Annotated in this window: 19 protein-coding genes; 13 read left to right on the top strand and 6 right to left on the bottom strand. The window is 67.7% G+C overall.

Annotated elements, in window-relative coordinates:
- Window positions 1-29 precede the first annotated feature (29 nt).
- Window positions 30-911, top strand: coding sequence for a LysR family transcriptional regulator (locus tag V9K99_RS09910; RefSeq protein ID WP_337003366.1), 882 nt, complete (start codon window positions 30-32; stop codon window positions 909-911).
- Between the two features lie 24 nt (window positions 912-935).
- On the opposite strand, the gene V9K99_RS09915 is transcribed toward V9K99_RS09910, so the two are convergent.
- The gene (locus V9K99_RS09915; protein WP_337003368.1) at window positions 936-2555 is read right to left on the bottom strand and encodes an AMP-binding protein; all 1620 of its coding nucleotides are present in this window, start codon (window positions 2553-2555) and stop codon (window positions 936-938) included.
- Between the two features lie 152 nt (window positions 2556-2707).
- Here V9K99_RS09915 and V9K99_RS09920 point away from each other — a divergent pair, with 152 nt between their 5' ends.
- From V9K99_RS09920 to V9K99_RS09945, 6 genes are all read left to right on the top strand, one after another.
- The gene (locus V9K99_RS09920; RefSeq protein ID WP_337003370.1) at window positions 2708-4171 is read left to right on the top strand and encodes a restriction endonuclease; all 1464 of its coding nucleotides are present in this window, start codon (window positions 2708-2710) and stop codon (window positions 4169-4171) included.
- Between the two features lie 307 nt (window positions 4172-4478).
- A complete protein-coding gene (locus V9K99_RS09925; RefSeq protein ID WP_337003372.1) occupies window positions 4479-5090 on the top strand; it encodes an SIMPL domain-containing protein in 612 nt (203 codons plus the stop codon).
- A 77-nt stretch (window positions 5091-5167) separates the two neighbouring features.
- Complete coding sequence (locus tag V9K99_RS09930; protein ID WP_337003374.1) at window positions 5168-5926, top strand: hypothetical protein; 759 nt, start codon at window positions 5168-5170, stop codon at window positions 5924-5926.
- Window positions 5927-5962: 36 nt separating this feature from the next.
- Window positions 5963-7198: an Nramp family divalent metal transporter gene (locus V9K99_RS09935; protein WP_337003376.1), complete on the top strand. Its 1236-nt coding sequence runs from the start codon at window positions 5963-5965 to the stop codon at window positions 7196-7198.
- Window position 7199: 1 nt separating this feature from the next.
- Entirely contained in the window at window positions 7200-7985 is a 786-nt protein-coding gene (locus tag V9K99_RS09940; protein WP_337003377.1) for a metallophosphoesterase, read from the top strand.
- A gap of 71 nt (window positions 7986-8056) precedes the next feature.
- Window positions 8057-8428 (top strand): DUF427 domain-containing protein, encoded by a 372-nt coding sequence (locus V9K99_RS09945; RefSeq protein ID WP_337003379.1) that lies wholly within the window; start codon window positions 8057-8059, stop codon window positions 8426-8428.
- Here the strand turns inward: V9K99_RS09945 and V9K99_RS09950 are convergent.
- Window positions 8415-9188 (bottom strand): alpha/beta fold hydrolase, encoded by a 774-nt coding sequence (locus V9K99_RS09950; RefSeq protein WP_337003381.1) that lies wholly within the window; start codon window positions 9186-9188, stop codon window positions 8415-8417. The two genes, V9K99_RS09945 and V9K99_RS09950, sit on opposite strands and share 14 nt — an antisense overlap.
- A 108-nt stretch (window positions 9189-9296) precedes the next feature.
- Here V9K99_RS09950 and V9K99_RS09955 point away from each other — a divergent pair, with 108 nt between their 5' ends.
- From V9K99_RS09955 to V9K99_RS09965, 3 genes are read left to right on the top strand one after another with little or no spacing between them, the layout of a single operon-like run.
- The gene (locus tag V9K99_RS09955) at window positions 9297-10079 is read left to right on the top strand and encodes a GNAT family N-acetyltransferase (RefSeq protein WP_337003383.1); all 783 of its coding nucleotides are present in this window, start codon (window positions 9297-9299) and stop codon (window positions 10077-10079) included.
- 34 nt (window positions 10080-10113) lie between these two features.
- Window positions 10114-12399, top strand: coding sequence for a helicase C-terminal domain-containing protein (locus V9K99_RS09960; RefSeq protein WP_337003385.1), 2286 nt, complete (start codon window positions 10114-10116; stop codon window positions 12397-12399).
- A gap of 36 nt (window positions 12400-12435) precedes the next feature.
- Complete coding sequence (locus tag V9K99_RS09965; protein ID WP_442914724.1) at window positions 12436-14088, top strand: DNA repair helicase XPB; 1653 nt, start codon at window positions 12436-12438, stop codon at window positions 14086-14088.
- A 111-nt stretch (window positions 14089-14199) separates the two neighbouring features.
- Here the strand turns inward: V9K99_RS09965 and V9K99_RS09970 are convergent, their stop codons facing one another.
- The 4 genes from V9K99_RS09970 to V9K99_RS09985 form a co-directional block, all read right to left on the bottom strand.
- Window positions 14200-14949 (bottom strand): endonuclease domain-containing protein, encoded by a 750-nt coding sequence (locus tag V9K99_RS09970; protein ID WP_337003389.1) that lies wholly within the window; start codon window positions 14947-14949, stop codon window positions 14200-14202.
- Between the two features lie 256 nt (window positions 14950-15205).
- Window positions 15206-15916, bottom strand: coding sequence for a FadR/GntR family transcriptional regulator (locus tag V9K99_RS09975; RefSeq protein WP_337003391.1), 711 nt, complete (start codon window positions 15914-15916; stop codon window positions 15206-15208).
- Between the two features lie 27 nt (window positions 15917-15943).
- Complete coding sequence (locus V9K99_RS09980) at window positions 15944-16882, bottom strand: dihydrodipicolinate synthase family protein (protein ID WP_337003393.1); 939 nt, start codon at window positions 16880-16882, stop codon at window positions 15944-15946.
- A 14-nt stretch (window positions 16883-16896) separates the two neighbouring features.
- Window positions 16897-17973 (bottom strand): sialidase family protein, encoded by a 1077-nt coding sequence (locus tag V9K99_RS09985; RefSeq protein WP_337003395.1) that lies wholly within the window; start codon window positions 17971-17973, stop codon window positions 16897-16899.
- Window positions 17974-18020: 47 nt separating this feature from the next.
- On the opposite strand from V9K99_RS09985, the gene V9K99_RS09990 reads away from it, so the two are divergent.
- Genes V9K99_RS09990 through V9K99_RS10000 form a run of 3 tightly spaced genes read left to right on the top strand, consistent with a single transcriptional unit; the run spans window position 18021 to window position 21472 of the window.
- Entirely contained in the window at window positions 18021-19643 is a 1623-nt protein-coding gene (locus V9K99_RS09990) for an extracellular solute-binding protein (RefSeq protein WP_337003397.1), read from the top strand.
- Complete coding sequence (locus V9K99_RS09995; RefSeq protein ID WP_337003399.1) at window positions 19644-20588, top strand: ABC transporter permease; 945 nt, start codon at window positions 19644-19646, stop codon at window positions 20586-20588.
- Window positions 20585-21472: a carbohydrate ABC transporter permease gene (locus V9K99_RS10000; RefSeq protein WP_337003401.1), complete on the top strand. Its 888-nt coding sequence runs from the start codon at window positions 20585-20587 to the stop codon at window positions 21470-21472. The genes V9K99_RS09995 and V9K99_RS10000 overlap by 4 nt, the downstream gene beginning before the upstream one ends.
- Window positions 21473-21571: the final 99 nt, after the last annotated feature.

Here is a 21571-nt window from a genome sequence, read left to right on the forward strand (position 1 = left end):
GCTGAGCTAATCGATCGGGAGGTCGCCCGGTGGCTGTGGAGATCCGCGAACTGGAGTGCTTCCTCGTGCTGGCCGACGAGCTGCACTTCGGCCGTACGGCGGAACGCCTCTACCTGTCCCAGAGTCGCGTCAGCCAATTGCTGCAATCGCTGGAACGCCGGATCGGCGGACCGCTGTTCGAGCGGACCAGCCGCCGGGTCGCGCTGACTCCGCTCGGCAAGGAGTTCCTCACCTCACTGCGACCGGCGTACGTCGCGCTGGAACGGGTGGTCGAGAACGCCCGGGACTTCGCCAATTGCGTGAAGGGCAAGCTCCGGATCGGCTTCCAGGGAACGGCGAACGACATCATCCTGGCCGCCGTGTCGGTGTTCCAGTCGCAGAATCCGAACTGCCTGATCGAGACCTGCGAGCTGCCGCTGAACGACCCGTTCGGCGCGCTGCGACGCGGTGAGGTCGACGCGGCGGTCGTCATGATGCCCGTCGCCGAGGATGACCTCGTGCTGGGCCCGGTCTTCTCGCGGCAGCAGCAGACCCTGACGGTCTCGACCCGGCACCCCCTGGCCGATCGTGAACACCTCGACGTCGAGGACCTCGCAGGCTCCGAGCTCATCGCTGTCTCCGGCCCCGCACCCGCCTATTGGCGGCAAGCCCAAGCGCCGACCCAAACCCCGGCAGGCGCCTTGATCCATCGCGGCCCGGAGTACCGCACTTTGCAGGAAGGCCTGTCGCTGATCGCCGCCGACCGGGGCGGCATGCTGCTGTGCCGGCGCAGCGCCGAACAGAACCGTCGTGCCGACATCGTCAACATCCCGATCACCGGCGTCCCCGAGTCGGCGCTGGGCCTGGTCTGGCGCCGCGACGAAGACACTCCGTCGCTCCAGGCCTTCGCCGCTCACCTGAAGGGCGACTGACGCGCACCGAAGCGGTTGCCCCTCTCACAGCCCGAGTAGCTCCACCGACTTCGCGCGCATCTCGACCTTGCGGATCTTGCCGGTCACCGTCATCGGGAAGTCGTCCACGAGCAGGACGTACTTCGGGATCTTGAAGTGGGCCAGTTTGCCGGTGGCGAACTCCTTGATCGCGGCCGCGTCGAGCGGGTCGGCGCCGGGTTTGAGCTTGATCCAGGCGCAGAGTTCCTCGCCGTACCTGGCATCCGGTACGCCGACGACCTGCACGTCGGCGATGTTCGGGTGGGTGTAGAGGAACTCCTCGATCTCACGCGGGTACACGTTCTCGCCGCCGCGGATCACCATGTCCTTGATCCGGCCGACGATGTTCACGTACCCGTCCTCGCGCATCACCGCGAGATCCCCGGTGTGCATCCAGCGGGCCTGGTCGATCGCCTCCGCGGTCTTGTCCGGCTCCTCCCAGTAGCCGAGCATCACCGAGTACCCACGGGTGCACAGCTCCCCGGGCTCGCCTCGCGGTACGACCAGGTTCGTGGCCGGATCGACCAGCTTCACCTCGACGTGCGGCATCACTTTTCCGACGGTCGACGTACGACGGTCGAGGTCGTCGTCGCGACGGGTCTGGGTCGACACCGGCGACGTCTCGGTCATGCCGTAACAGATGGCCACCTCGGCCATGTGCATGTCCGCGACGCATCGCTTCATCACCTCGATCGGGCACGGCGATCCGGCCATGATCCCGGTCCGCAGACTGGTCAGGTCGTAGTCGGCGAAGTCCGGCAGCCCGAGCTCGGCGATGAACATGGTCGGCACGCCGTACAGGCCGGTGCAGCGCTCGTCCTGGACCGCCTTCAGCGTCGCCGCGGGATCGAACGCCGGCCCGGGAATCACCATGCAGGCGCCGTGCGTCGTACAGCCGAGGTTGCCCATCACCATGCCGAAGCAATGATAAAAGGGGACTGGCAGACACAGCCGGTCCTCTTCGGTGAACGCGATCGTCTCGGTGACGAAGAAGCCGTTGTTGAGGATGTTGTGGTGGCTGAGCGTGGCGCCCTTCGGGAAGCCGGTGGTGCCGCTGGTGTACTGGATGTTGATCGGGTCGTCGAAGGCCAACTCGGCTTCCCTGGCGTGCAGTTCGTCCACGGTGACGCGGCCGGACGCCGCCCGGAGCTCGTCCCAGTCGCCGGTGCCGATGTAGACGGTCTCCTCCAGCGCCGGGCAGTCCTTGCGGACCTCGTCGATCATCGCGCGATAGTCGCTGGTCTTGAACTCGGTCGCCGACACCAGCAGCCTGACGCCGGACTGGTTCAGTGCGTAGGCCAGTTCGTGCGTCCGGTACGCCGGGTTGATGTTGACCAGAATCGCGCCGATCATCGCGGTCGCGTACTGCGTGATCGTCCACTCGGCGCAGTTCGGGGCCCAGATGCCGACCCGGTCGCTCTTCGCGATCCCGTGTGCCAGCAGGCCGCGCGCGACCACCTCCACCTCGGCGCCGAACTCGTCGTACGTCCATCGCCTTCCGGTCTGGACCTCCACCAGCGCGTCGCGATCGCCGTACCTGCTGACCGTGCGTCTGAGATTGGCTCCGATCGTTTCACCCAGCAACGGAACCTCGGACACCCCGGACGCGTACGAAGGCAGGCTCATGCCGGTCATCGTCACGCGCGGTGCGTGCGCGAGCAAGTGCACGTGCGGCAGGAAACAGGGGGTGGACGGCAAGCAATGTCCTTACCAACTCTCCGTCATATCGGTCGCGCAGCGTGGTTAACCGGTTACATTGATGGGGAGAGGTGTGAGGCATGGGCCGTTCCTTGGAGGGTCAGGCCCGCAGCGACCGGCCGCCGGGACGCACCGCGGAGGCGGCACAGCGAACCGCTGCGGTGGTCGAGCGTGTCCGGGCCCTGGGCAACGTGCTCGCCGACGCCCTCGCGATCGATGTCGACGGCACCGATCTGCAGACGCTGAAACGGGCCCCGCGGCGGGCACCGCCGACGGTGTTCCCGGCTGATCTCGAGCCACATCCGGGCCCGGTCTGGGCGGCGTTCGTGCCGCACCCGCCGGGTCGCTTCCGCTGGTGGGGCGCGGAACGGCGGTACGCGCGCCGGCTGGCCGCCGCCGAGGACCGGTTCGCCGAGGCGATCGAGCGGCACCGGGCCGGTGAGGAGAACCGGCGTGAGCGAGTGGCTCGCGCTGTGCGGGACCAGGTCGAGCAACAGCGCCGGCTCGACGAGGCGACCGCGGAGCAGCATGCCCGGATCGACGCCTATCAACGGGCGGTCGAGAACCGGGACCGCGCGGCGGTCAGCAAGTACTTCCAGAAGGCGCTGGACCGGGTGGCCGAGCCGCTCGACTTCCCCCGTCGGCGACGGGTCGGGTACGTCCCCGAGTCCACCTTGCTCGCGGTCGAATGGGAGTTGCCGGGGGTGGACGTCGTACCTGCGCAGGCGTCGTTCGTGTATGACCGCGCGCTGGATGCGGTCGTGGAGGTGCCGCGGCCGTCGCAGGAGGTGCGGCTGCTTTATCAGCAACTCGTTGCCCAGTTGGCGTTGCGGGCCTTGCACCTGGTGTTCGGCAGTGACCGGTACGGCGTGGTGGACACGGTGGTGTTCAACGGGATGGTCGAGTCGGTGGACCTGCCGACCGGGCAGACCGTCCGGCCGTGCCTGATCACGTTGCGCGCGACGCGGGAGCAGTTCAAGGCGTTGGTGCTGGACCAGTTGGACCCGGTCGCGTGTGTGCGGCACTACTTCTCCGCCGAGGTGTCACGGCATCCGGAGGAGTTGCAGCCGGTGGAGCCGGTGCTGGAGTTCGACCTGGCGGATCCACGGACGATCGAGCCGGTCGACGTACTCAGCGAGATCGACAGCCGGCCGAACCTGCTCGAGTTGAGTCCCGAGTCCTTCGAGCACCTGGTGCAGAACCTGCTCACCCGGATGGGCCTGGAGACACGGCTGTTCCGCCGGGGTCACGACGGCGGGATCGACTGTGTCGCCTACGACCCACGGCCGATCACCGGCGGCAAGTTCGTCGTACAGGCCAAACTCTGGACCCGCACCGTCCCACCGTCCGCCGTCCGCGACCTGTTCGGCACCGTCGTCGACGCCGGCGCCACCAAAGGCATCCTCATCACCACCAGCGGCTTCGGCCCCTCCAGCTACCAGTTCGCCACCGGCAAACCCCTCCAACTCATCGACGGCACCGCCCTCCTCTCCCTCTGCCACCACCACAACATCCCCGCCCGAATAATCCCCCGCGCTAGTTGACTATGTCCTGAAAAGTGGCATATGCCCGAAATAGTGGGCATCCCGCGCTAGTGCTGCGTCAAGGAACGTTGGGGTCGTTATCCGCGGCTGGCCTGCAGTTCGACAGGATGTATGCGGCCACTGCCGCCGACGCACGCCTGACCAGACCGGTAACACGGCTCGATCGCCCGACACCTCCTGTCGAACTGCACAAGCCAGCCCGTCTCACCCGTGAACGCCGGAACCGTGGACAGCAGTCGGGGTGGTGTCCGAAGGGCCGCGCAGGCATCCACCACGTCTCCGCTCACTCACGTGTCAGACTGCCTGCATGGACACTGGGGTGAGCGTTGTCGGGTCGGGGCAGGTCAGTGCGGCGCCGGATGTACTGCGGGTGTCGTTCAGCGTCGAGCATGTCGCGCCGGATGTGGCCGCGGCCGTCGCGCGGGTGGGGGAACAGACCGACGCGGTCATCGCAGCGTTGCGCGGGCAGGGCATCGAGGCGGCCGACATCGCGACCACCACGGTGAACGTCTACCAGGAATACCGCGAGCACGGCAGCGCACCGGGATACCGCGGCTCGCACATGCTGACCGTGACCACGAAGGACCTGACCGGATTCGGCCGGCTGCTCAACGCGGCAGTGGATGCCGGTGGCAACAGTCTCGGCCTGCAGGGGCTCCAGTTCGACATCGAGGACAAGGCCGAACTGCTGACCCGCGCCCGCGAACTCGCGTTCCGGCAGGCCCGGGCCAAGGCCGAGGAACTCGCCGCCCTGGCCGGCTACTCGCTCGGCTCGGTCACATCCATCTCCGAGACCCACGGCCATGTCCCCTGGGTGGAGCAGAGCAAGAGCGCCGCCGCCTTCGACGCCGCCATCAACATCACCCCGGGAGACACCTCCATCGACGTCTCCCTCAACGTCCATTTCTCCTGGGCCTGATACCGGTCTGGTGCTGTATCCTGCCCCGGTGCGCCGCGTGTCTGGACGGCGAATCGTTCCCTGGGGAGGGTCCACACATGTCGTTGCAGCGCCCCCTTGTCGCGACCGTACTCGCGGTGGGCCTCACATTGACCGCCGTCGCCTGCGGAGGCGACTCCAAGCCGGAAAGCGCCTCAACACCTTCGGCCACGCCCACGCCGACGCCGACCGCGACCAGCAGTACGCCGTCCGTCGTACCGACGACTCCGGCCGCGCCGGCGCCGCGGACCAAGGCGGCGCTGACCAAGGCCCTGCTGGCGTTGGAGGATCTGCCGGCCGGGTTCGCGGTCGAACCGGACACCGGCGGCGATGACGGCGGCGAACTGTCGTCCACGAACTCCAACTGCAAGAAGCTGCTCCAACTGTTCAACGCCGACGTGTCGCCCGGGGCGAAGGTCACCGTGGAGCGGGGCTTCTCCGGCGGTCAGAACGGACCGTTCGTCGGCGAGCGGCTCGAGGCGATGCCGTCGGCCAAGGCGACCACGGCTCTGCTCGCCGCGACCAGGGCGGCGGTGAAGTCCTGCACCAAGGCCAAGCTCACCATCGACGGCGTCGGGACCTCGGCAGTGTCGATCACCGAGGTGGCCGCTCCCAAGGCGGGCACGTCCCCGATCGCGGTCCGGGTCGCCGCGCAGAGTGGGGCGTTGGAGGGTCTCGAGGTGACCTTCGTGTTCGCCGGGCTCGACGACGTACTGCTGAGCATGAACTTCGACGACAGCTCGGACATCGAGGAGCCGACGCTCGCGGCGGCGGAGAAGGCGACCAAGATCCTCGGCACCGCCAAGACCGGCACCTGACCCCTCTGCGGTTGCGCGGTCGGGGAGACTTCTCTCATGTATGCGCCGGCGCCGCTGAGGCGGCAGTTGAACCGGTCCGGGCTGTTGCTGCTCGGACCGGCCTTCGTGGCGGCGGTCGCGTATGTGGATCCGGGCAACTTCGCGACCAACATCGCGGCCGGGGCGACGTACGGCTATCTGCTCTGCTGGGTGGTGGTCGGGGCGAATCTGATGGCCGTCCTGGTGCAGTATCTGGCCGCCAAAGCGAGTATCGCGACCGGCCGGACACTCCCCCAGCTGTGCCGTGACCACTTCACGCGGTCCACGTCGACCGGGCTCTGGGCGCAGGCCGAGCTGGTGGCGATCGCGACCGACCTGGCCGAGGTGGTCGGCGGTGCGATCGCGCTGAACCTGTTGTTCGGAATCCCGCTGCTGCTCGGTGGGGTGATCACCGGCGCCGTGTCGTTCGGGTTGCTGATCTATCAGTCGAAGCGCGGGCAGCGGCCGTTCGAGGCGGCGATCATCGGACTGCTGGCCGTCGTACTGCTCGGATTCGTGGTGTCGACGGTCCAATCGGAGCCGTCCGCGGCCGGTGTGATCGGCGGCCTCGTACCGCGGCTGGACGGGACCGCGTCACTGGTCCTGGCGGCCGGGATGCTCGGCGCGACCGTGATGCCGCACGCGATCTGGTTGCACGGTGCCCTCGTCACCGACCGGCACTGGAAGACGCTGGGCTCGGCTGAGGGCAAGGCCCGGGTACTACGAGCCACTCGGCTGGATGTGGCTGTCGCGATGGCGCTGGCCGGTGCGGTGAACCTGGCGATGGTGGTCGTCGCCGCGGCGGCGCTGGACGGGACCGGCGCTGATTCGCTCGATGCCGCGCACAGTGCGATCGGGGTCAGGCTCGGCGAAGTGCCGGCTCTGCTGTTCGCGCTTGCCCTGCTGGCCAGTGGGTTCGCGTCGTCGTCGGTCGGCACGTACGCGGGTTCGGTGATCCTGGAGGGTTTCTGGCGGCGCCACGTTCCGCTCGCGGTCCGGCGGCTGGTCACGCTGCTGCCCGCGCTGCTGATCCTTGCGATCGGCATCGATCCCAGCCGGGCGCTGGTGATCTCGCAGGTGGTGCTGAGCTTCGGCATCCCGTGTGCGCTCTGGCCGTTGGTCAGATTGACCGCGTCCCGGCGCGTCATGGGTGACTTCGTCAACCGGTGGGCGACTACTCTCGCCGCATGCCTGGTCGCGACCGCCGTTTCGGTGCTCAACGTCGTACTGATCGTGCTCACCTTCCGGGGATGACATGACCGCTGTGTACGCCGTGAGCGACATCCACGGTCACCCCGAGAAACTCCAGGCGTCGCTGCAGGCCGCCGGGCTGACCGATGCCGATGGCAACTGGTCCGGGAAGGACGCCCGGCTGTGGTTCCTCGGCGACTTCTTCGACCGGGGTCCGGACGGGATCGGCGTACTGCGTCTCGTCCGCAAGCTGATCGACCAGGCGCCGGCCGGGGACATCCGGGTGCTGCTCGGCAACCACGAGATCCTCGCGCTCGGGATGCACAAGTTCGGCGGCATGTTCGTCCCGCACGAGGGGATCACCTCCCGCAGCTTCGAACGGTCCTGGGCACTGAACGGCGGCCAGGACCGCGACCAGGAGCTGCTCACCGACGACGATGTCGCCTGGCTGCTCGACCAACCGATGCTCGGGCTGGACGCGGGTCACCTGCTGATGCACTCCGACACCGCGGAGTACGTCGAGTGGGGTGACACGATCGACCAGATCAATGCTGCGGCGAGCGCCGAGCTGCACAGTGACGACATCGTGGTCTGGTGGGAGATCTGGCGGCGGATGACCCAGCGGTACGCCTTCCGCGGCCCGAGCGGAGCCCGGGTCGCGTCGATCATGCTCGAACACCTCGGCGGTCACCGGATCGTGCACGGCCACAGCATCGTCGCCGACCAGCTCGGCATCGACCCGGCGTACCTGACCGAACCGCTCCTGTACGCCGACGGCCTCGTCCTCGGCATCGACGGCGGCGCCTTCGACGGCGGCCCCTGCCTAGTGGTCGAACTCGAACCGCTGTAGCGGGAATGCCTCAGCAACGTCTCCGGTTGTTGAAATGTTGACGGCGAACCACGCCCCCTTGGGAGACGTTGATGGCGGAGAAGAAGATTCCTGGTCCGGACCACCCGATCACGGTCGCGAAGAACCCGGATCGGGTGGTGGTGAAGGCCGGCGACCAGGTCATCGCGGACACCCGGGACGCGTTGTCGCTGCAGGAGGCGAGCTACCCCGCGGTCCAGTACATCCCGCGCGACGACGTCGACCTGACGCTGCTCGAGCGCACCGATCACCACACCTACTGCCCGTACAAGGGCGACGCGTCGTACTACAGCGTCATCCCCGCCGGCCCGGACGGTGTGAACGCGGTATGGACCTACGAGCAGCCGTACGACGCGGTCGCCGACATCCGCGACCACGTCGCCTTCTACCCGGACAAGGTGTCGATCGAGATCATCGCCGACTGAGGAACTCACGCAGCACCGGAGCGAGAACCTCCGGCGGTACGACGTGATCCTGGTCGGCCAGCTCGGACAGTGACGCGGCCGGCAGTTCCTTCACGATCCGGTGCGCCGCGTCGACCATGAACGGCGGCGACGCGGTCCCGGCCACGACGAGGGTTGGCTGCGCGATGCTGCCGAGCAGGTCGACCGGCACCCGCCCACCGGGTGCGGCGTGGTCCATCACGGCGAAGTCGTACGCGAGGGTGTGCGCGAGGTCCGCAACACCGGATGCGGCCGCGGTCTCCAGAGCCGCCTCCTTCGGCATCCCCGCGAGCATCAGGAACACCTCGACGGCTTCGCGACGCCGGTCGGCGGCCAGCAACTCGAGCACCTGCGCGCCCTCGTCTTCCGTGTCGACGTCGTCCGGCCCGTACGGCGGCTCGTGCAACACCACTTGCGTGAACGGCAGCCCGGTCCCGGCCGCCACCGCGACGAGTCCCGCGCCAGACGAGTGGCCGTACACCGCCGCCGTGCCGCCGACAGCGGTGAGCAGCGCGCCGATGTCATCCACCTCGCGCAGTACGGCGTACGTCGTACTGTCGCCGCTGTCACCGCGGCCGCGCCGGTCGTAGGTCACCACGTCGAAGTCGCCGGCCAGCTCGTCCGCCAACGGTCGCAGCGCACCGCGATCGCACAACGCGCCCGCGACCAAAATCAGCCGTGGGCCGCTGCCCTGGCGTTCGTACGCGATCGTCGTACCGTCCGCGGAAGTCACCGTCTGCATGTCGTCCTCCTGTGTCGTCGTCGCTGACGACCGGAACGTCGGAGCCGGGCTGCGAACTTCGACATAATCCCTGGCGCCGGTCGCGCCGGGGTGATTCACTGCGTCCCGATGATCAGCAGAGTCGACGATTACCTGCACGCGGTCCCGCTCTCCGGCTCGGTGGCCGAGCAGATCGGTCCGTTCACGCTCTTCCGCAGTACGACGGTCTGGCCGTACTACGCCCGTCCGGTGCCAGGCGCCGGTCACACCATCACGCCTGACGATGTCGACGCTGTGCGGTCGCGCTGCCAGGAGCTCGGCATCCCGCTGAGTTTCGAGTGGATCATCGAGACCTGCCCGTCGCTGGGTCCCGCGGCCGCGGCGGCCGGGCTCACGTTGGTCGAGCATCCGTTGCTCATCCTCGAGCGCGACGACTTCCGACCGGCGTCCGCGGATGCGCGCTGCGAGATCCTTCCCGCGGATGACGCCGTACTGCGGCAGGCCCGGGCGGTCGCGTCACTCGCGTTCGGCGACCCTGGTACGGCGGTCGGCGAGGCCGGGCCGAAGGAGCGCGACGACAAGGCGGCCGACGTACCCGCCGACCTGATCGAAGCGGTCCTGGATCGCGTCCGGCGGGGCGTGACGGTTGGTGCGGGCGCGTTCACCGACGAGGGCATGGTCGCCAGCGGGCAACACCAGCCGGTCGACACCACCACCGAGATCGTCGGCGTCGGCACGCTCCCCGCGATGCGCCGCCGCGGCCTGGCCGCCGCCGTCACCAGCGTCCTGGCCGAGCACGCCTTCGCCAACGGCGTCGACCTCATCCTGTTGTCCGCCGAAACCAAGGCCGTCGCCGCCGTCTACGAACGCGTCGGCTTCCACCGCATCGGCACCGCGGGGGCCGCCGAGTAGTGGTGGGTAGGCAGAGGGCCGTACCGTTGTAGGGATGAGCGAAACCGAGCGGAGCCGCCCACGTACCCTCGCTGAGGCACTACGTACCTGGGACGACGCTGCCCTCGGTGAGCTCTTGCAACGGCGTCCGGACCTGGCGATGCCGATCCCGGCCGACACCGGTCAGCTGGCGGCACGGGCGACGACCAATGCGTCGGCCGCGCGGGCGATCAACCGTTTGGACGAGTTCGGCGTCGACCTGCTGGAGTCGTTGTCGGCCTTGCCGGAGCCGGTGGATCTGGCCGCTTTGGCAGCCGGTGTCGCACAACCTGTCGAGGTGGTCCGGCCGCGGGTCGCCGCGTTGCTCGACCTGGCGCTGGTGTGGGGTACCGAGGACGACCTCCGGCCCATCCGCGCGGTCCACGAGCTGCTCGGGCCGACACCGGCCGGGCTCGGTCCGGTCACCACCAGGCATTTCGGTGATCTGGACAAGCTGATCGAAGAGGCCGGTCCGGATGCCCGTGAGGTGCTGGACAAGCTGACCTGGGGTCCGCCGACCGGTTCGGTCGAGAAGGCCGAGCGCCCGGTCACGATCGCGTCGGCCCGTACGCCGGTCGAGCGGTTGCTCGCGCGTGGTCTCGTCGTACCGAAGGATGCCAACACTGTCGTGCTGCCGCGGCAGATCGGGCTGCACTTGCGTGGTGGCCGAGTGCTTGCGTCGACACGGCCTGTGCCGCCTCCGTTGGACGGCAAGAAGGTGTCGGCAGCGATAGCAGACCGGGCGGCAGCAGGTGCGGCGCTCGACCTCGTGCGGCAGGTTGACCGCGCTCTGGAGCAGCTGGGCACAGAGCCGCCTCCAGTACTGCGCACTGGCGGCATCGGTGTGCGTGAACTGCGCAACCTGGCCGGCAAGATCGGTGCGGAGGAGCCGACAGCTGCTGCAGTGCTGGAGATCGCGTACGCCGCTGGACTCGTTGCAGCCGTGGAGGTCGGCACCAGCGAGTTCTGGCTGCCGACTAGCTCGTACGACGACTGGCTGGAGCTGGACCTCGCACACCGATGGGCGCAGCTCGTCATGGCGTGGTTCACCGGGCTCAGAGCGATCGGACTGATCGGCCGGCGCGACAGCGGCGGTGCGACAGCTGCAGCTCGCGAGCGACTCATCAACGCGCTGGCACCCGACCTCGAGCGGCTGCTGGCCCCAGAGGTCCGAGTACTCGCGCTACAAGCCTTGGCAGAAGCAGGAGCCGGTACGGCGCCTGCCACCGAGTCAGTGGTCACCTGGGTCGCCTGGCACCGGCCGCGACGTGGTGGGCAGTTCCGAGACGAGCTGGTCGAGTGGACCATCACTGAGGCCGCACTACTCGGTCTGACTGGTCTGGGCGCTATGGCGAAGCACGCACTACCGCTGCTGGAGTCAGAGCCCACGTCTGAAGACCTGGCCGACGCAATCCGCCCACTGGTCCCTGAGCCGGTGTCAGAAGTGCTGCTGCAAGCAGACCTCACCGCAGTCGCCCCTGGTCCACTGGTCCGGGTAGTGCAGGACGAGCTGTCCGCCATGGCTGACGTGGAATCGCACGGCGGTGCAGCGGTCTACAGGTTCAGTGAGAGCTCGGTACGACGTGCCTTCGACCTTGGACGGACTGCGGACCAGCTGCACAAGTGGCTGGCCGAGCACTCGCGTACACCGGTCCCCCAGCCGCTGACCTACCTCATCGACGACGTTGCCCGGCGTCACGGCGTACTCCGGCTTGGTACGGCGTCGACGTACCTGCGCTGTGATGACGAGGACGTGCTCACCCACCTGCTCAGCTCGAACCTGCCGGGCATCCGGTTCCGTCGACTGGCTCCGACCGTGGTGGTGTCGCCGTCGCCACCGGACATGGTGCTGAGCCGGTTGCGGGAGGCTGGTCTCGCACCGCTCGCGGAGACGTTCGACGGGGTCGTGCACGTGACGGGTGCGGCTACGCGTCGTGGTGACGCGCCACGTCGTCGTACCAGCCGGGACTTCGTCGACAGCCCACTCGACCTCACCGACGACCAGGTGAAGGCCGTGATCGAGAAGGTCCGGGCCGGCGACCGCATCGCCGCCGAACGCCCGGCCGACAACGGTCTGGTCGAGCCAACCGCCCCGGCCGAGACGATCGGCGTACTGGCCAACGCAGCCGAGGCCCACACCCGCACCTGGATCTCGTACGTCGACCACAACGGCACCGCCTCCGAACGCATCGTGGAGCCAGTCCGCGTGGCCGACGGCTGGCTCACCGCGTACGACGAAGGCGCCGACCAACCCCGCACCTACGCCCTCCACCGCATCTCCACCGCCAGGCCTGTCGTTTGACCTCCTGAGGCACAATGGAAGGTCGGACATCGGTGAATGGGAGATGCAGTGACAGACGGTCCTCTGATCGTGCAGTCGGACAAGACGCTTCTGCTCGAGACTGCACATCCGGACGCAACCGACTGCCGGAAGGCGATCGCGCCATTCGCTGAGCTGGAGCGCGCCCCGGAGCACGTGCACACCTACCGGCTGACACCACTCGGCCTGTGGAACGCACGGGCTGCCGGGCATGACGCGGAGCAAGTGATTGATGTTCTGCTGCGCTACAGCCGCTACCCGGTCCCGCACTCGCTGCTGGTCGATATCGCCGAGACGCTGGACCGCTACGGACGTCTACGGCTCGAGAAGCATCCACAGCACGGTCTGGTGCTCGTCACCACCGACCGGCCCGTGCTGGAGGAAGTACTGCGCAGCGCCAAGGTCAAGCCGATGCTCGGTGCGCGGATCGACGACGACACCGTGCTGGTGCACCCGTCGGAGCGCGGTCACCTCAAGCAGACCCTGCTCAAGCTCGGCTGGCCCGCTGAGGACCTGGCCGGGTACGTCGACGGTGAGACGCACAAGATCGAGCTCGCCCTGGACGGCTGGCACATGCGCCCGTACCAGCAGCAGGCGGTGGACTCGTTCTGGCACGGCGGCTCGGGTGTCGTCGTACTGCCGTGTGGTGCCGGTAAGACGATCGTTGGCGCGGCCGCGATGGCACAGGCGTCCGCGACCACGCTGATCCTGGTGACGAACACGGTGTCCGCGCGGCAGTGGAAGGACGAGCTGCTGAAGCGCACCAGCCTGACCGAGGAGGAGATCGGCGAGTACTCCGGTGCCCGCAAGGAGATCCGCCCGGTGACGATAGCGACGTACCAGGTGATGACCACGCGCCGGAAGGGTGTGTACACGCACCTGGAGCTGTTCGACGCGCGCGACTGGGGCCTGATCGTGTACGACGAGGTGCACCTGCTGCCGGCGCCGATCTTCCGGATGACCGCCGACCTGCAGACCCGGCGGCGGATCGGCCTGACCGCGACCCTGGTCCGCGAGGACGGCCGCGAGGGCGACGTGTTCTCGCTGATCGGCCCGAAGCGGTACGACGCACCCTGGAAGGACATCGAGGCGCAGGGCTGGATCGCGCCGGCCGACTGCATCGAGGTGCGGGTCGACCTAGAGCAGACCGAGCGGTTCGTGTACGCGACCGCGGAGCCCGAGGACCGCTACCGGCTGGCCGCGTCGACCCCGGCGAAGTCGAGGCTGGTACGGCGGATCGCCGAGCATCACGAGGGCGAGCCGCTACTCGTGATCGGGCAGTACATCGACCAGCTGGACGAGCTCGGTGAACGGCTGGAATGCCCGGTGATCAAGGGCGAGACGACGGTCCGCGAACGCCAGCGGCTGTTCGAGGCGTTCCGCCAGGGCGAGATCAACCGGTTGGTGGTCAGCAAGGTCGCCAACTTCTCCATCGACCTGCCCGAGGCGTCCGTCGCCATCCAGGTCTCCGGCACCTTCGGCTCCCGCCAGGAGGAGGCCCAACGCCTGGGCCGCGTCCTCCGCCCCAAGGGCGACGGCCGCACCGCTCGCTTCTACTCCATCGTCGCCCGCGACACCGTAGACGCCGAATTCGCCGCCCACCGCCAACGCTTCCTAGCCGAACAGGGCTATGCGTACACGATCGTCGACGCGGAAAACCTCTTCGCCTAGACCGACCTGCAGGTCGACAGGAGGTGTCGGGGGTCTGCGCGTCATCGCCACGCTCAGCCTTGGAAGCACCGTTGTTCCTGATGAGGACACCTCCTGTCGATTTGCACTCCGTCAACCCGCGAGTCGCTGAACCAGGGCCGCTCGAACCATGGCGACGACCCAGGCCGGATCGCCGATCACCTGCTCGTACGTGAGCCGGAGCACGAGCCATCCCGCTGCAACCAGTTCGTCATAGCGGTGACAGTCTGCGGCGAAGTCCCGCCGGGACCCATGGAACTCGAATCCGTCCGCCTCCAGCGCCAGCCTGGCGCGCCGATGACCCAGATCAACCCGGGCACGGAACCAGCCGTTGGTCACCAGGACCTGCGGTTCGAAGCCATCGATGCCCTCGCTGATGAGGAGAGCCCGGAGCATGGACTCGAGGAAGCTGCCGGAATGGCGGGTCGCGGCTGCGGCCACTGTGCGAGCGTTCGGGCAGCCGGGACCGCGCATCGCGGCAGTGGCGGCAAGGAGCTCGTCGTGGCTGAAGTGTCCGGTGGCGAGGGCTGCGTCCGCGACGGCCAGTGCCTCGGCGAACGGGAGGACACGGGAACAGTCGACGACGGTCCGCAGCGGGGACGTGATCCGGTTCCGTCGTTCGTCGGAATCGGTGGCGGCCCAGTGCAGGACGGCGGGTGGCCCCGGACGTGGGCGGCGCTTGGGCGGGACCGTGACATGCGGCTTCTCCGCTGCCACCAGAAGTGGAAGATCCAACGCCGCCGCCGCACTCAGATGCGAGAGGACACCGTCGTAGGCCAGCGCCGCCACTGTGTCGGCCGGGAGTCCTGGAACCGCGTAGAGGCCATGCCCGATCCGCTGCACCTCCCCCCGTGCGAGCGCAGCCGCGACGGGGGGAAGTCGTCGCGATCAGCTCGGCATAGGAGGCCCACCCACCCATGCGCGCGAGGACCTCGCTGACCGATTCCATCCAAGGATGGTGCCCGACGTCGATCGATTCGCGGCCTGGCTTATCCACAGGGTGCAGATCGACAGGAGGTGTCCCAGTCTGACCAGGCGACCCACGCTCAGGTGCTGTCCGTCACCGTCTCAGTGGGGTATACGTCCTGTCGGTCTGCAGTCATTCGCCTAGGCGTGTGTGGATGCCGTGGAAGTGCTTCTTCATTGAGTGGGCGAAGGCGTCGGCATCGCCCGTCTGCAAGGTGTTGAGTAGGTCCCGATGCCATGCGGCGGCGTCGGCCGGTGAGTAGCGGGCCCCCGGCAGACGGGCGTCCACCTGGGAGAAGGTGCGCCAGAAGACGGACAGCAGGTCGATGACGAGGGCGTTGCCGAGTGGCTCGTACAGGGCCTGGTGGAAGGCCCAGTCCTCGTCGGGGAAATACTCGCCGGCGTCGGCCTTGGCTTCCATTCGCTGGACGATCACCTCGAGGTCGTCGTACCCGTGCTCCTTGAAGTGGCCGACCACGTCCTCCGCCAGGCCGACCTCGATGGCCTGGCGGACCTCGAGGACGTTCTGGACGTCGCGGAGGTCGCCGGCCATCGACTGGGACATCCGGAAGGCGAGCCCGTCCTCCAGCGACTGCAGGGAGACCTCGCCGACGTACGTCCCGTAGCCGTGCCGGATCTCGATGATGCCGACCGCCTGCAGCGCCTTCATCGCCTCGCGCAGCGGATGCCGCCCGACGCCGAGCTGGGCCATCAGCTCCTGCTCGTTGGGCAGCGGATCACCCGCCTTCAGCCCGCGCTCCAGGATGTACGACTTCATCTGGTCGCGGATGAAGGACTGATTCCCGGCCGCACCCCGTGCCCGGCTGAGCCCACCCGTTGTCACTGCCGGCCTCCTCGTTCTAGGAACCGTTCAGTGTAATCCGGCTCGGTCCAGCAGCGGACGGATCGCCGCGATCTCGGCCTCGTCGAGTGGGATCGACGGGTACGCCGTCACCGGGCAGGCGATCACACCGAGCAGATACAGCCCGGCCTTGAACGCACCCAGGGCCGCCGAACTCGCGCCCATTCGCGAACGGTCCGCGACATCGATGATCTCGAACAGCCGGATCAACCGGTCCTGCTCGGCCCGCGCCGTACGAAGGTCCCCGGCTGCCACCGCGTCGTACAACCGCACGTACCCGGCCGGATCCACGTTCCCCAGCCCTGGTACGACGCCATCGACGCCGAAGGCCAGCGACGAGTCGACGGTCACCTCCGACCCGGTCATGATCGCGAACCCGGACAGCCCGGCATCCCGCCGATCCAGCACCAGCCGACGCAGACTCGCCTCCTGCCCGCTGGAGTCCTTCACCCCGGCGATGACACCGCGCCGACCCAGCTCGATCATCAGCGACGCCGGCAGCTTCACCCCGGCCCGCGGTGGGATGTCGTACGCGTACAGCGGTGTGTCCCCGGCCAGTGACGCCAGCCGCACGAAGTGCCGCTCCATCTCGGCCGGATGCGTGGCGGCGTAGAACGGCGCGGTCGCGACCAGACCGTCCACACCGGCCTTCAACGCGGCCGACAGATGCGCACCGGCCCGGGCGGTCGCCGTGTCGATGACACCGGCCAGCACCGGCACCTGACCTGACACCTCCGCCACGGTGGTCTCCAGCACGACCTGCCGCTGTTCGTCGGTCAGAAACGTGCCTTCACCGGAGGTGCCGAGTACGAAGACCCCGTCCACACCGCCGGTCAGCTGATGATCGATCAACCGGGCCAGCGATGCGGTGTCGACGTCGTACTCGGGTGTGAGCGGGGTGACGAGCGGCGGTACGACGCCGGTCAGGCGGGCGGCGGAGTCGGTCAAGGGGTCTCCCAACGTCAAAGGGCGAATGTGGCGAAGCGGAGGTTTGCGAACGAGGACGTCTCACCGGCCTCGTAGAAGATCCCGACTCGACCGTCGGGAAGCAGAACCAGATCGGAATACCCGGCCATCCCTGGGTGCACGACCAACCCGGGCCGCCAGCTCTGCCCGGAGTCCTCGCTGACGAACACGGTCAGCTCCCGGCGGCTCGACGGATTCACCGGCGTCGACAACAGCAGCCGACCGTCGGGCAGCGCGAGCACACTCCCCTGGATCCCCGGCGCCGTGATCTCCGGAATCCCGGTGTACGGCGCGTCAAGCGTCGTACCGCCGTCCGAAGACCATGCGTGCACCCGTGCCGGCCCGGTTCCCTGGTGGTTGCGGGCGTTGAAGTACAGCCGACCGTCGGGCAGCTCGGCCACGGCGGTCTCGTTGGCGTTGATCTCCGGCCCGTCGTTGCGATCGACGAACCCGACCGACCAAGTGACACCACCGTCGTCGCTCACGATGCAGTGCCCGCCGTTCAACCGGATCAGGTCGTCAACGGGTTCAGCGGGCACGAACGAGTGGTTCGCCGGTACGACGAGACGCCCGGTCGTCAGCGCGATCCCGTGACACGGCCCGGTCGCATACCAACCCCAGTCGGCCGGCTTGACCTGCGCAGTGATCTCCATCGTCGGACTCCACGTCGCGCCGTCGTCGGCCGAGCGCTGGACGAAGACCCGGCGACCCTCCGAGGGGTCGGCACCGCGGGCCAACGACAGCTCCACCGCGTCAGCGCCGTTCTGCACAGTCACCAGCACGATGTCGCCACTCACAGGGTCGATCACCGGCACCGGGTTGCCGCAGGTCTTGCCCGGAACCGCGGACACCACCTGCAGCGGCAGCCAGGTCCGCCCGCCGTCGAGTGAGCGGCGCAGTACGACCTCGATCTCGCCCGCGTCGCCCGCCCCGTGCAGCCGCCCCTCGCAGAAGGCGAGCACCAACTCGCCCCGCGCCAGGACGGACGGAATCCGGAACGTGTGGTAACCGCTCTGGACCGGATCGAAGACGACCGAAGAGGCGATTTCCACGGCGCCGACTCTTGAAGACATAGGACGTACTATGTCATGGTGTGGCCCTCCGATGGAAGTGAGGCCTCATGCCAGTCAGCAGAAGAACATTCCTCGGCGGCGGCCTGGCCGCCGCCGCTGTCGCGGTCACCGGTACGCCGCTGCTGGCGGGGTGTGCTTCGGACAAGAAGAACTCGACCGCCGCCAACCTGGCGGTGAAGCTGCCGACGTACACCAAGTACGGCGAGATCAAGCCCGACCTGCCCGGGACCGACGTCGTCCTGGACGGCTTCCTGAAGTACCCGGCGAACCCGGTCCGGGCGATCACCGAAGCGCCGGGTGACGGCAAGCCGATCACCTTCATGACCAACATCCCCGGCGCGATCCCGCCGGCGGTGGACAAGAACCAGTTCTGGCAGGCGCTGAACGACCGGATCGGCTCCGAGCTGCAGATCAGCATGGCGTCGAACGACGAGTACAAGGACAAGTTCGCCACCCGGATCGCCGGCGGCGACCTGCCCGACATCCTCAACATCCCGGTCGACACCGTGCAGATCCCCGGCCTGGTGAAGGCCAAGTGCATGGACCTGACCGAGCAGCTGTCCGGTGACGCGGCCAAGAAGTACCCCTTCCTGGCGAACATCCCGACCGAGTACTGGAAGGGCTGTGTCTTCAACGGCGCCATCTACGGCGTCCCGGTGCCGCGCGGGATGTCCCGGACCTCGCTGCCGCTGTACCGCGCGGACCTGCTGGCCGCGAAGGGCATCAAGGACCCGGCGCCGAAGAACTTCCAGGAGTTCTTCGACCTGGCCAAGGAGATGACCGCGGCCAAGCAGAACAAGTGGGCCTGGACCCGGGTCCCGCTGTCGACCATCCGGCAGATGCTCGCGATCCCGAACGTCTGGAAGGAGGAAGGCGGCAAGTTCACCTCGATGTACGAGCACGAGTCGCAGCTCGAGGCCCTCGAGGCCGGCCGCAAGATGGTCGCCGCCGGGGTGATCAACCCGGACGCGTTCAACGACAAGGCAAGCGCCCGCAAGCAGTGGTTCAACGGCGGCATCGCGGCCTTCGACTACGACAGCTTCGTCGCCTGGAACCAGTACTACTCCGACAACACCGCTGGTGAGGCGTTCTCGGTGAACATGCTCGACGTCCCCGGTTTCGACAGCGGCGAGGGCGCCCCCTGGATGGGCTCGGCACTGAACAACATCACCTCGTTCAGCAAGGACAGCAAGCACTCGGTCGACACACTGCTGAAGATCGCCAACTGGATGGCCGCGCCGTTCGGCACCGAGGAGTACCTGTTCCGCAAGTACGGCGTCGCCGGCCGCCACTACACGTTGAAGGGCACGGACCCGGTGCCGACCAAGACCGGCGTGGTGGAGACCGGCATCGGCCTGCAGTACATCAGCGACTCCGCGCTGGCGCTCTACTGGGCGGGCAAGCCCGACGTACCGCAGAAGCAGCACGCCATCCAGGAGAAGGTCGCATCGCGGCTCACGTACGACGCGTCGTACGGGCTCTACTCCGACACCCAGTCGAAGAAGCAGACCCAGCTGGCCAAGACGATGACCGACCTGGAGAACCAGATCGTGCAGGGCAAGAAGCCGGTGTCCGACTGGACGGCGGCGGTCCAGACCTGGAAGTCCTCGGGCGGCGACAAGATGCGCACCGAGCTCGAGCAGGCCTTCTCCGAGGCGGCAGGGAAGTAGATGCTCCAGCGATCCAAAACGCGACCGCAGCAGCAGCTGAGCCTGGGGCAGCGACTGCTCCGGGACAAGGTGCTGCTGCTGTTCGCACTACCCGGGACCGCGCTGATCATCGCGTTCCACTACGTGCCGTTGCTGGGGAACGTGATCGCGTTCAAGGACTACCAGCCGTTCCTCGGCATCGGCGGCAGCGACTGGTCCGGCTGGGCGAATTTCTCGGTGATCTTCAACGGCGACCCGGCTTTCCTGCGGGCGCTGAAGAACACCCTGATCCTGACCAGCCTGCAGTCGGTGTTCGTGTTCCCGGCGCCGATCCTGCTCGCCCTGCTGCTGAACTCACTGTTCTCCGAGCGGATCAAACGGATCGCGCAGAGCATCCTCTACCTGCCGCACTTCATGTCCTGGGTGATCGTGGTCGCGCTGTTCCAGCAGATGCTGGGCGGCAGCGGGTTGCTGAACAACTACCTGCGGTCGCATGACCTGTCCACGATCAACATCATCGGGAACTCCGAGTTGTTCCACGTGCTGCTGACGTCGCAGATCATCTGGAAGGACACCGGCTGGGCGACGATCCTGTTCCTGGCCGCGCTGAGCCAGATCGACTCCCAGCTGTACGAGGCCGCCAGTGTGGACGGCGCGAGCCGGATGCGGCAGCTGTGGCACGTCACCCTGCCGGGGCTGCGCGGGATCATCATCCTGCTGTTCATCCTGCGGCTCGGCGACTCGCTGACCGTCGGCTTCGAGCAGATCATCCTGCAGCAACAAGCGGTCGGCCGCGACATCAGCGAAGTGCTGGACACCTACGTCTACAACAACGGCGTGATCGGTGGCGCCTGGGGCGTGGCCGCCGCGGTCGGACTGGTGAAGGGTCTCGTCGGCGTCGCATTGGTGCTCGCGGCGAACAAGGTCGCGCACATCTTCGGCGAGCAGGGGGTGTACCAGCGATGAGTCGCAAGATCGTGAACGGCGTACCGATGCCGTCCTGGCCGATGCGCGCCTTCAAGGGGCTCGTCCTGCTGGTCTTCTGCGCGGTCGTGATCATCCCGTTCGTCGGAGTGATCTCGACCAGCGTGGCGCCGAACAAGCAGATCAACGAGTCCGGCGGGCTGGTCTTGTTCCCGGAGTCGGTCAGCTTCGCCGCCTACCAGTCGCTGTTCGCCGGCGGCGTGGTGACCCAGGCACTGTTCGTCAGCGTGTTCGTCACAGTGGTCGGTACGGCGCTGAGCCTCGCCGTCTCCTGCTTGCTCGCATACGCGCTGTCCCGGCCGTCGTTCACGGCCGGGCGGCCGATCCTGCTGGTGATCCTGTTCAGCATGCTGTTCTCCCCCGGGATCATCCCGACCTACCTGGTGGTCAAGGGGGTCGGGCTGCTGGACAGCATCTGGGCGCTGATCGTGCCGACGATGGTCAGCGCGTTCAACGTGATCGTGCTGCGCGCGTTCTTCATGAACCTGCCGAACGAGATCACCGAGAGCGCCCGGATCGACGGCGCGGGTGAGCTGAAGACGTTCGGCTACATCGTGCTGCCGCTGTCGAAGGCGGTCCTGTCGGTGATCGGGTTGTTCTACGCGGTGGCGTACTGGAACGCGTTCTTCAGTGCCCTGCTGTACTTGAACGACAGCAAGCTGTGGCCATTGCAGCTGGTACTGCGGACATACGTCATCAACGACACCCAGTTGGGCAGCGCCGAGCTCGGCACCGAACTGCTCCCGCCGCAGGCGTCGATCCAGATGGCGATCCTGGTCGTCTCGATCGTGCCGATCCTGATCATCTATCCGTTCCTGCAGCGGCACTTCGCCAAGGGCGTGCTGACCGGTGCCGTGAAGGGCTGACCACCCCGTCAAGAGCTGATCGCAACGGCGTGACGGACGTGTCACGAACGGTGCCCCTGAGCGTGCCCAGGGGTTGCCCAGGGCAACGCCAGGGTTGCG

Origin of the sequence: Kribbella sp. CCNWLW201 (assembly GCF_037203805.1) — a bacterium.
In the GTDB taxonomy this organism is placed as follows: Bacteria; Actinomycetota; Actinomycetes; order Propionibacteriales; family Kribbellaceae; genus Kribbella.

Coding starts and splice junctions, on each gene's coding strand:
- V9K99_RS09915 (WP_337003368.1), bottom strand. CDS start 2,555: ATGAGCCTGCCTTCGTACGCGTCCGGGGTGTCCGAGGTTCCGTTGCTG.
- V9K99_RS09920 (WP_337003370.1), top strand. CDS start 2,708: ATGGGCCGTTCCTTGGAGGGTCAGGCCCGCAGCGACCGGCCGCCGGGA.
- V9K99_RS09925 (WP_337003372.1), top strand. CDS start 4,479: ATGGACACTGGGGTGAGCGTTGTCGGGTCGGGGCAGGTCAGTGCGGCG.
- V9K99_RS09930 (WP_337003374.1), top strand. CDS start 5,168: ATGTCGTTGCAGCGCCCCCTTGTCGCGACCGTACTCGCGGTGGGCCTC.
- V9K99_RS09935 (WP_337003376.1), top strand. CDS start 5,963: ATGTATGCGCCGGCGCCGCTGAGGCGGCAGTTGAACCGGTCCGGGCTG.
- V9K99_RS09940 (WP_337003377.1), top strand. CDS start 7,200: ATGACCGCTGTGTACGCCGTGAGCGACATCCACGGTCACCCCGAGAAA.
- V9K99_RS09945 (WP_337003379.1), top strand. CDS start 8,057: ATGGCGGAGAAGAAGATTCCTGGTCCGGACCACCCGATCACGGTCGCG.
- V9K99_RS09950 (WP_337003381.1), bottom strand. CDS start 9,188: ATGCAGACGGTGACTTCCGCGGACGGTACGACGATCGCGTACGAACGC.
- V9K99_RS09955 (WP_337003383.1), top strand. CDS start 9,297: ATGATCAGCAGAGTCGACGATTACCTGCACGCGGTCCCGCTCTCCGGC.
- V9K99_RS09960 (WP_337003385.1), top strand. CDS start 10,114: ATGAGCGAAACCGAGCGGAGCCGCCCACGTACCCTCGCTGAGGCACTA.
- V9K99_RS09965 (WP_442914724.1), top strand. CDS start 12,436: ATGGGAGATGCAGTGACAGACGGTCCTCTGATCGTGCAGTCGGACAAG.
- V9K99_RS09985 (WP_337003395.1), bottom strand. CDS start 17,973: ATGTCTTCAAGAGTCGGCGCCGTGGAAATCGCCTCTTCGGTCGTCTTC.
- V9K99_RS09990 (WP_337003397.1), top strand. CDS start 18,021: ATGCCAGTCAGCAGAAGAACATTCCTCGGCGGCGGCCTGGCCGCCGCC.
- V9K99_RS09995 (WP_337003399.1), top strand. CDS start 19,644: ATGCTCCAGCGATCCAAAACGCGACCGCAGCAGCAGCTGAGCCTGGGG.
- V9K99_RS10000 (WP_337003401.1), top strand. CDS start 20,585: ATGAGTCGCAAGATCGTGAACGGCGTACCGATGCCGTCCTGGCCGATG.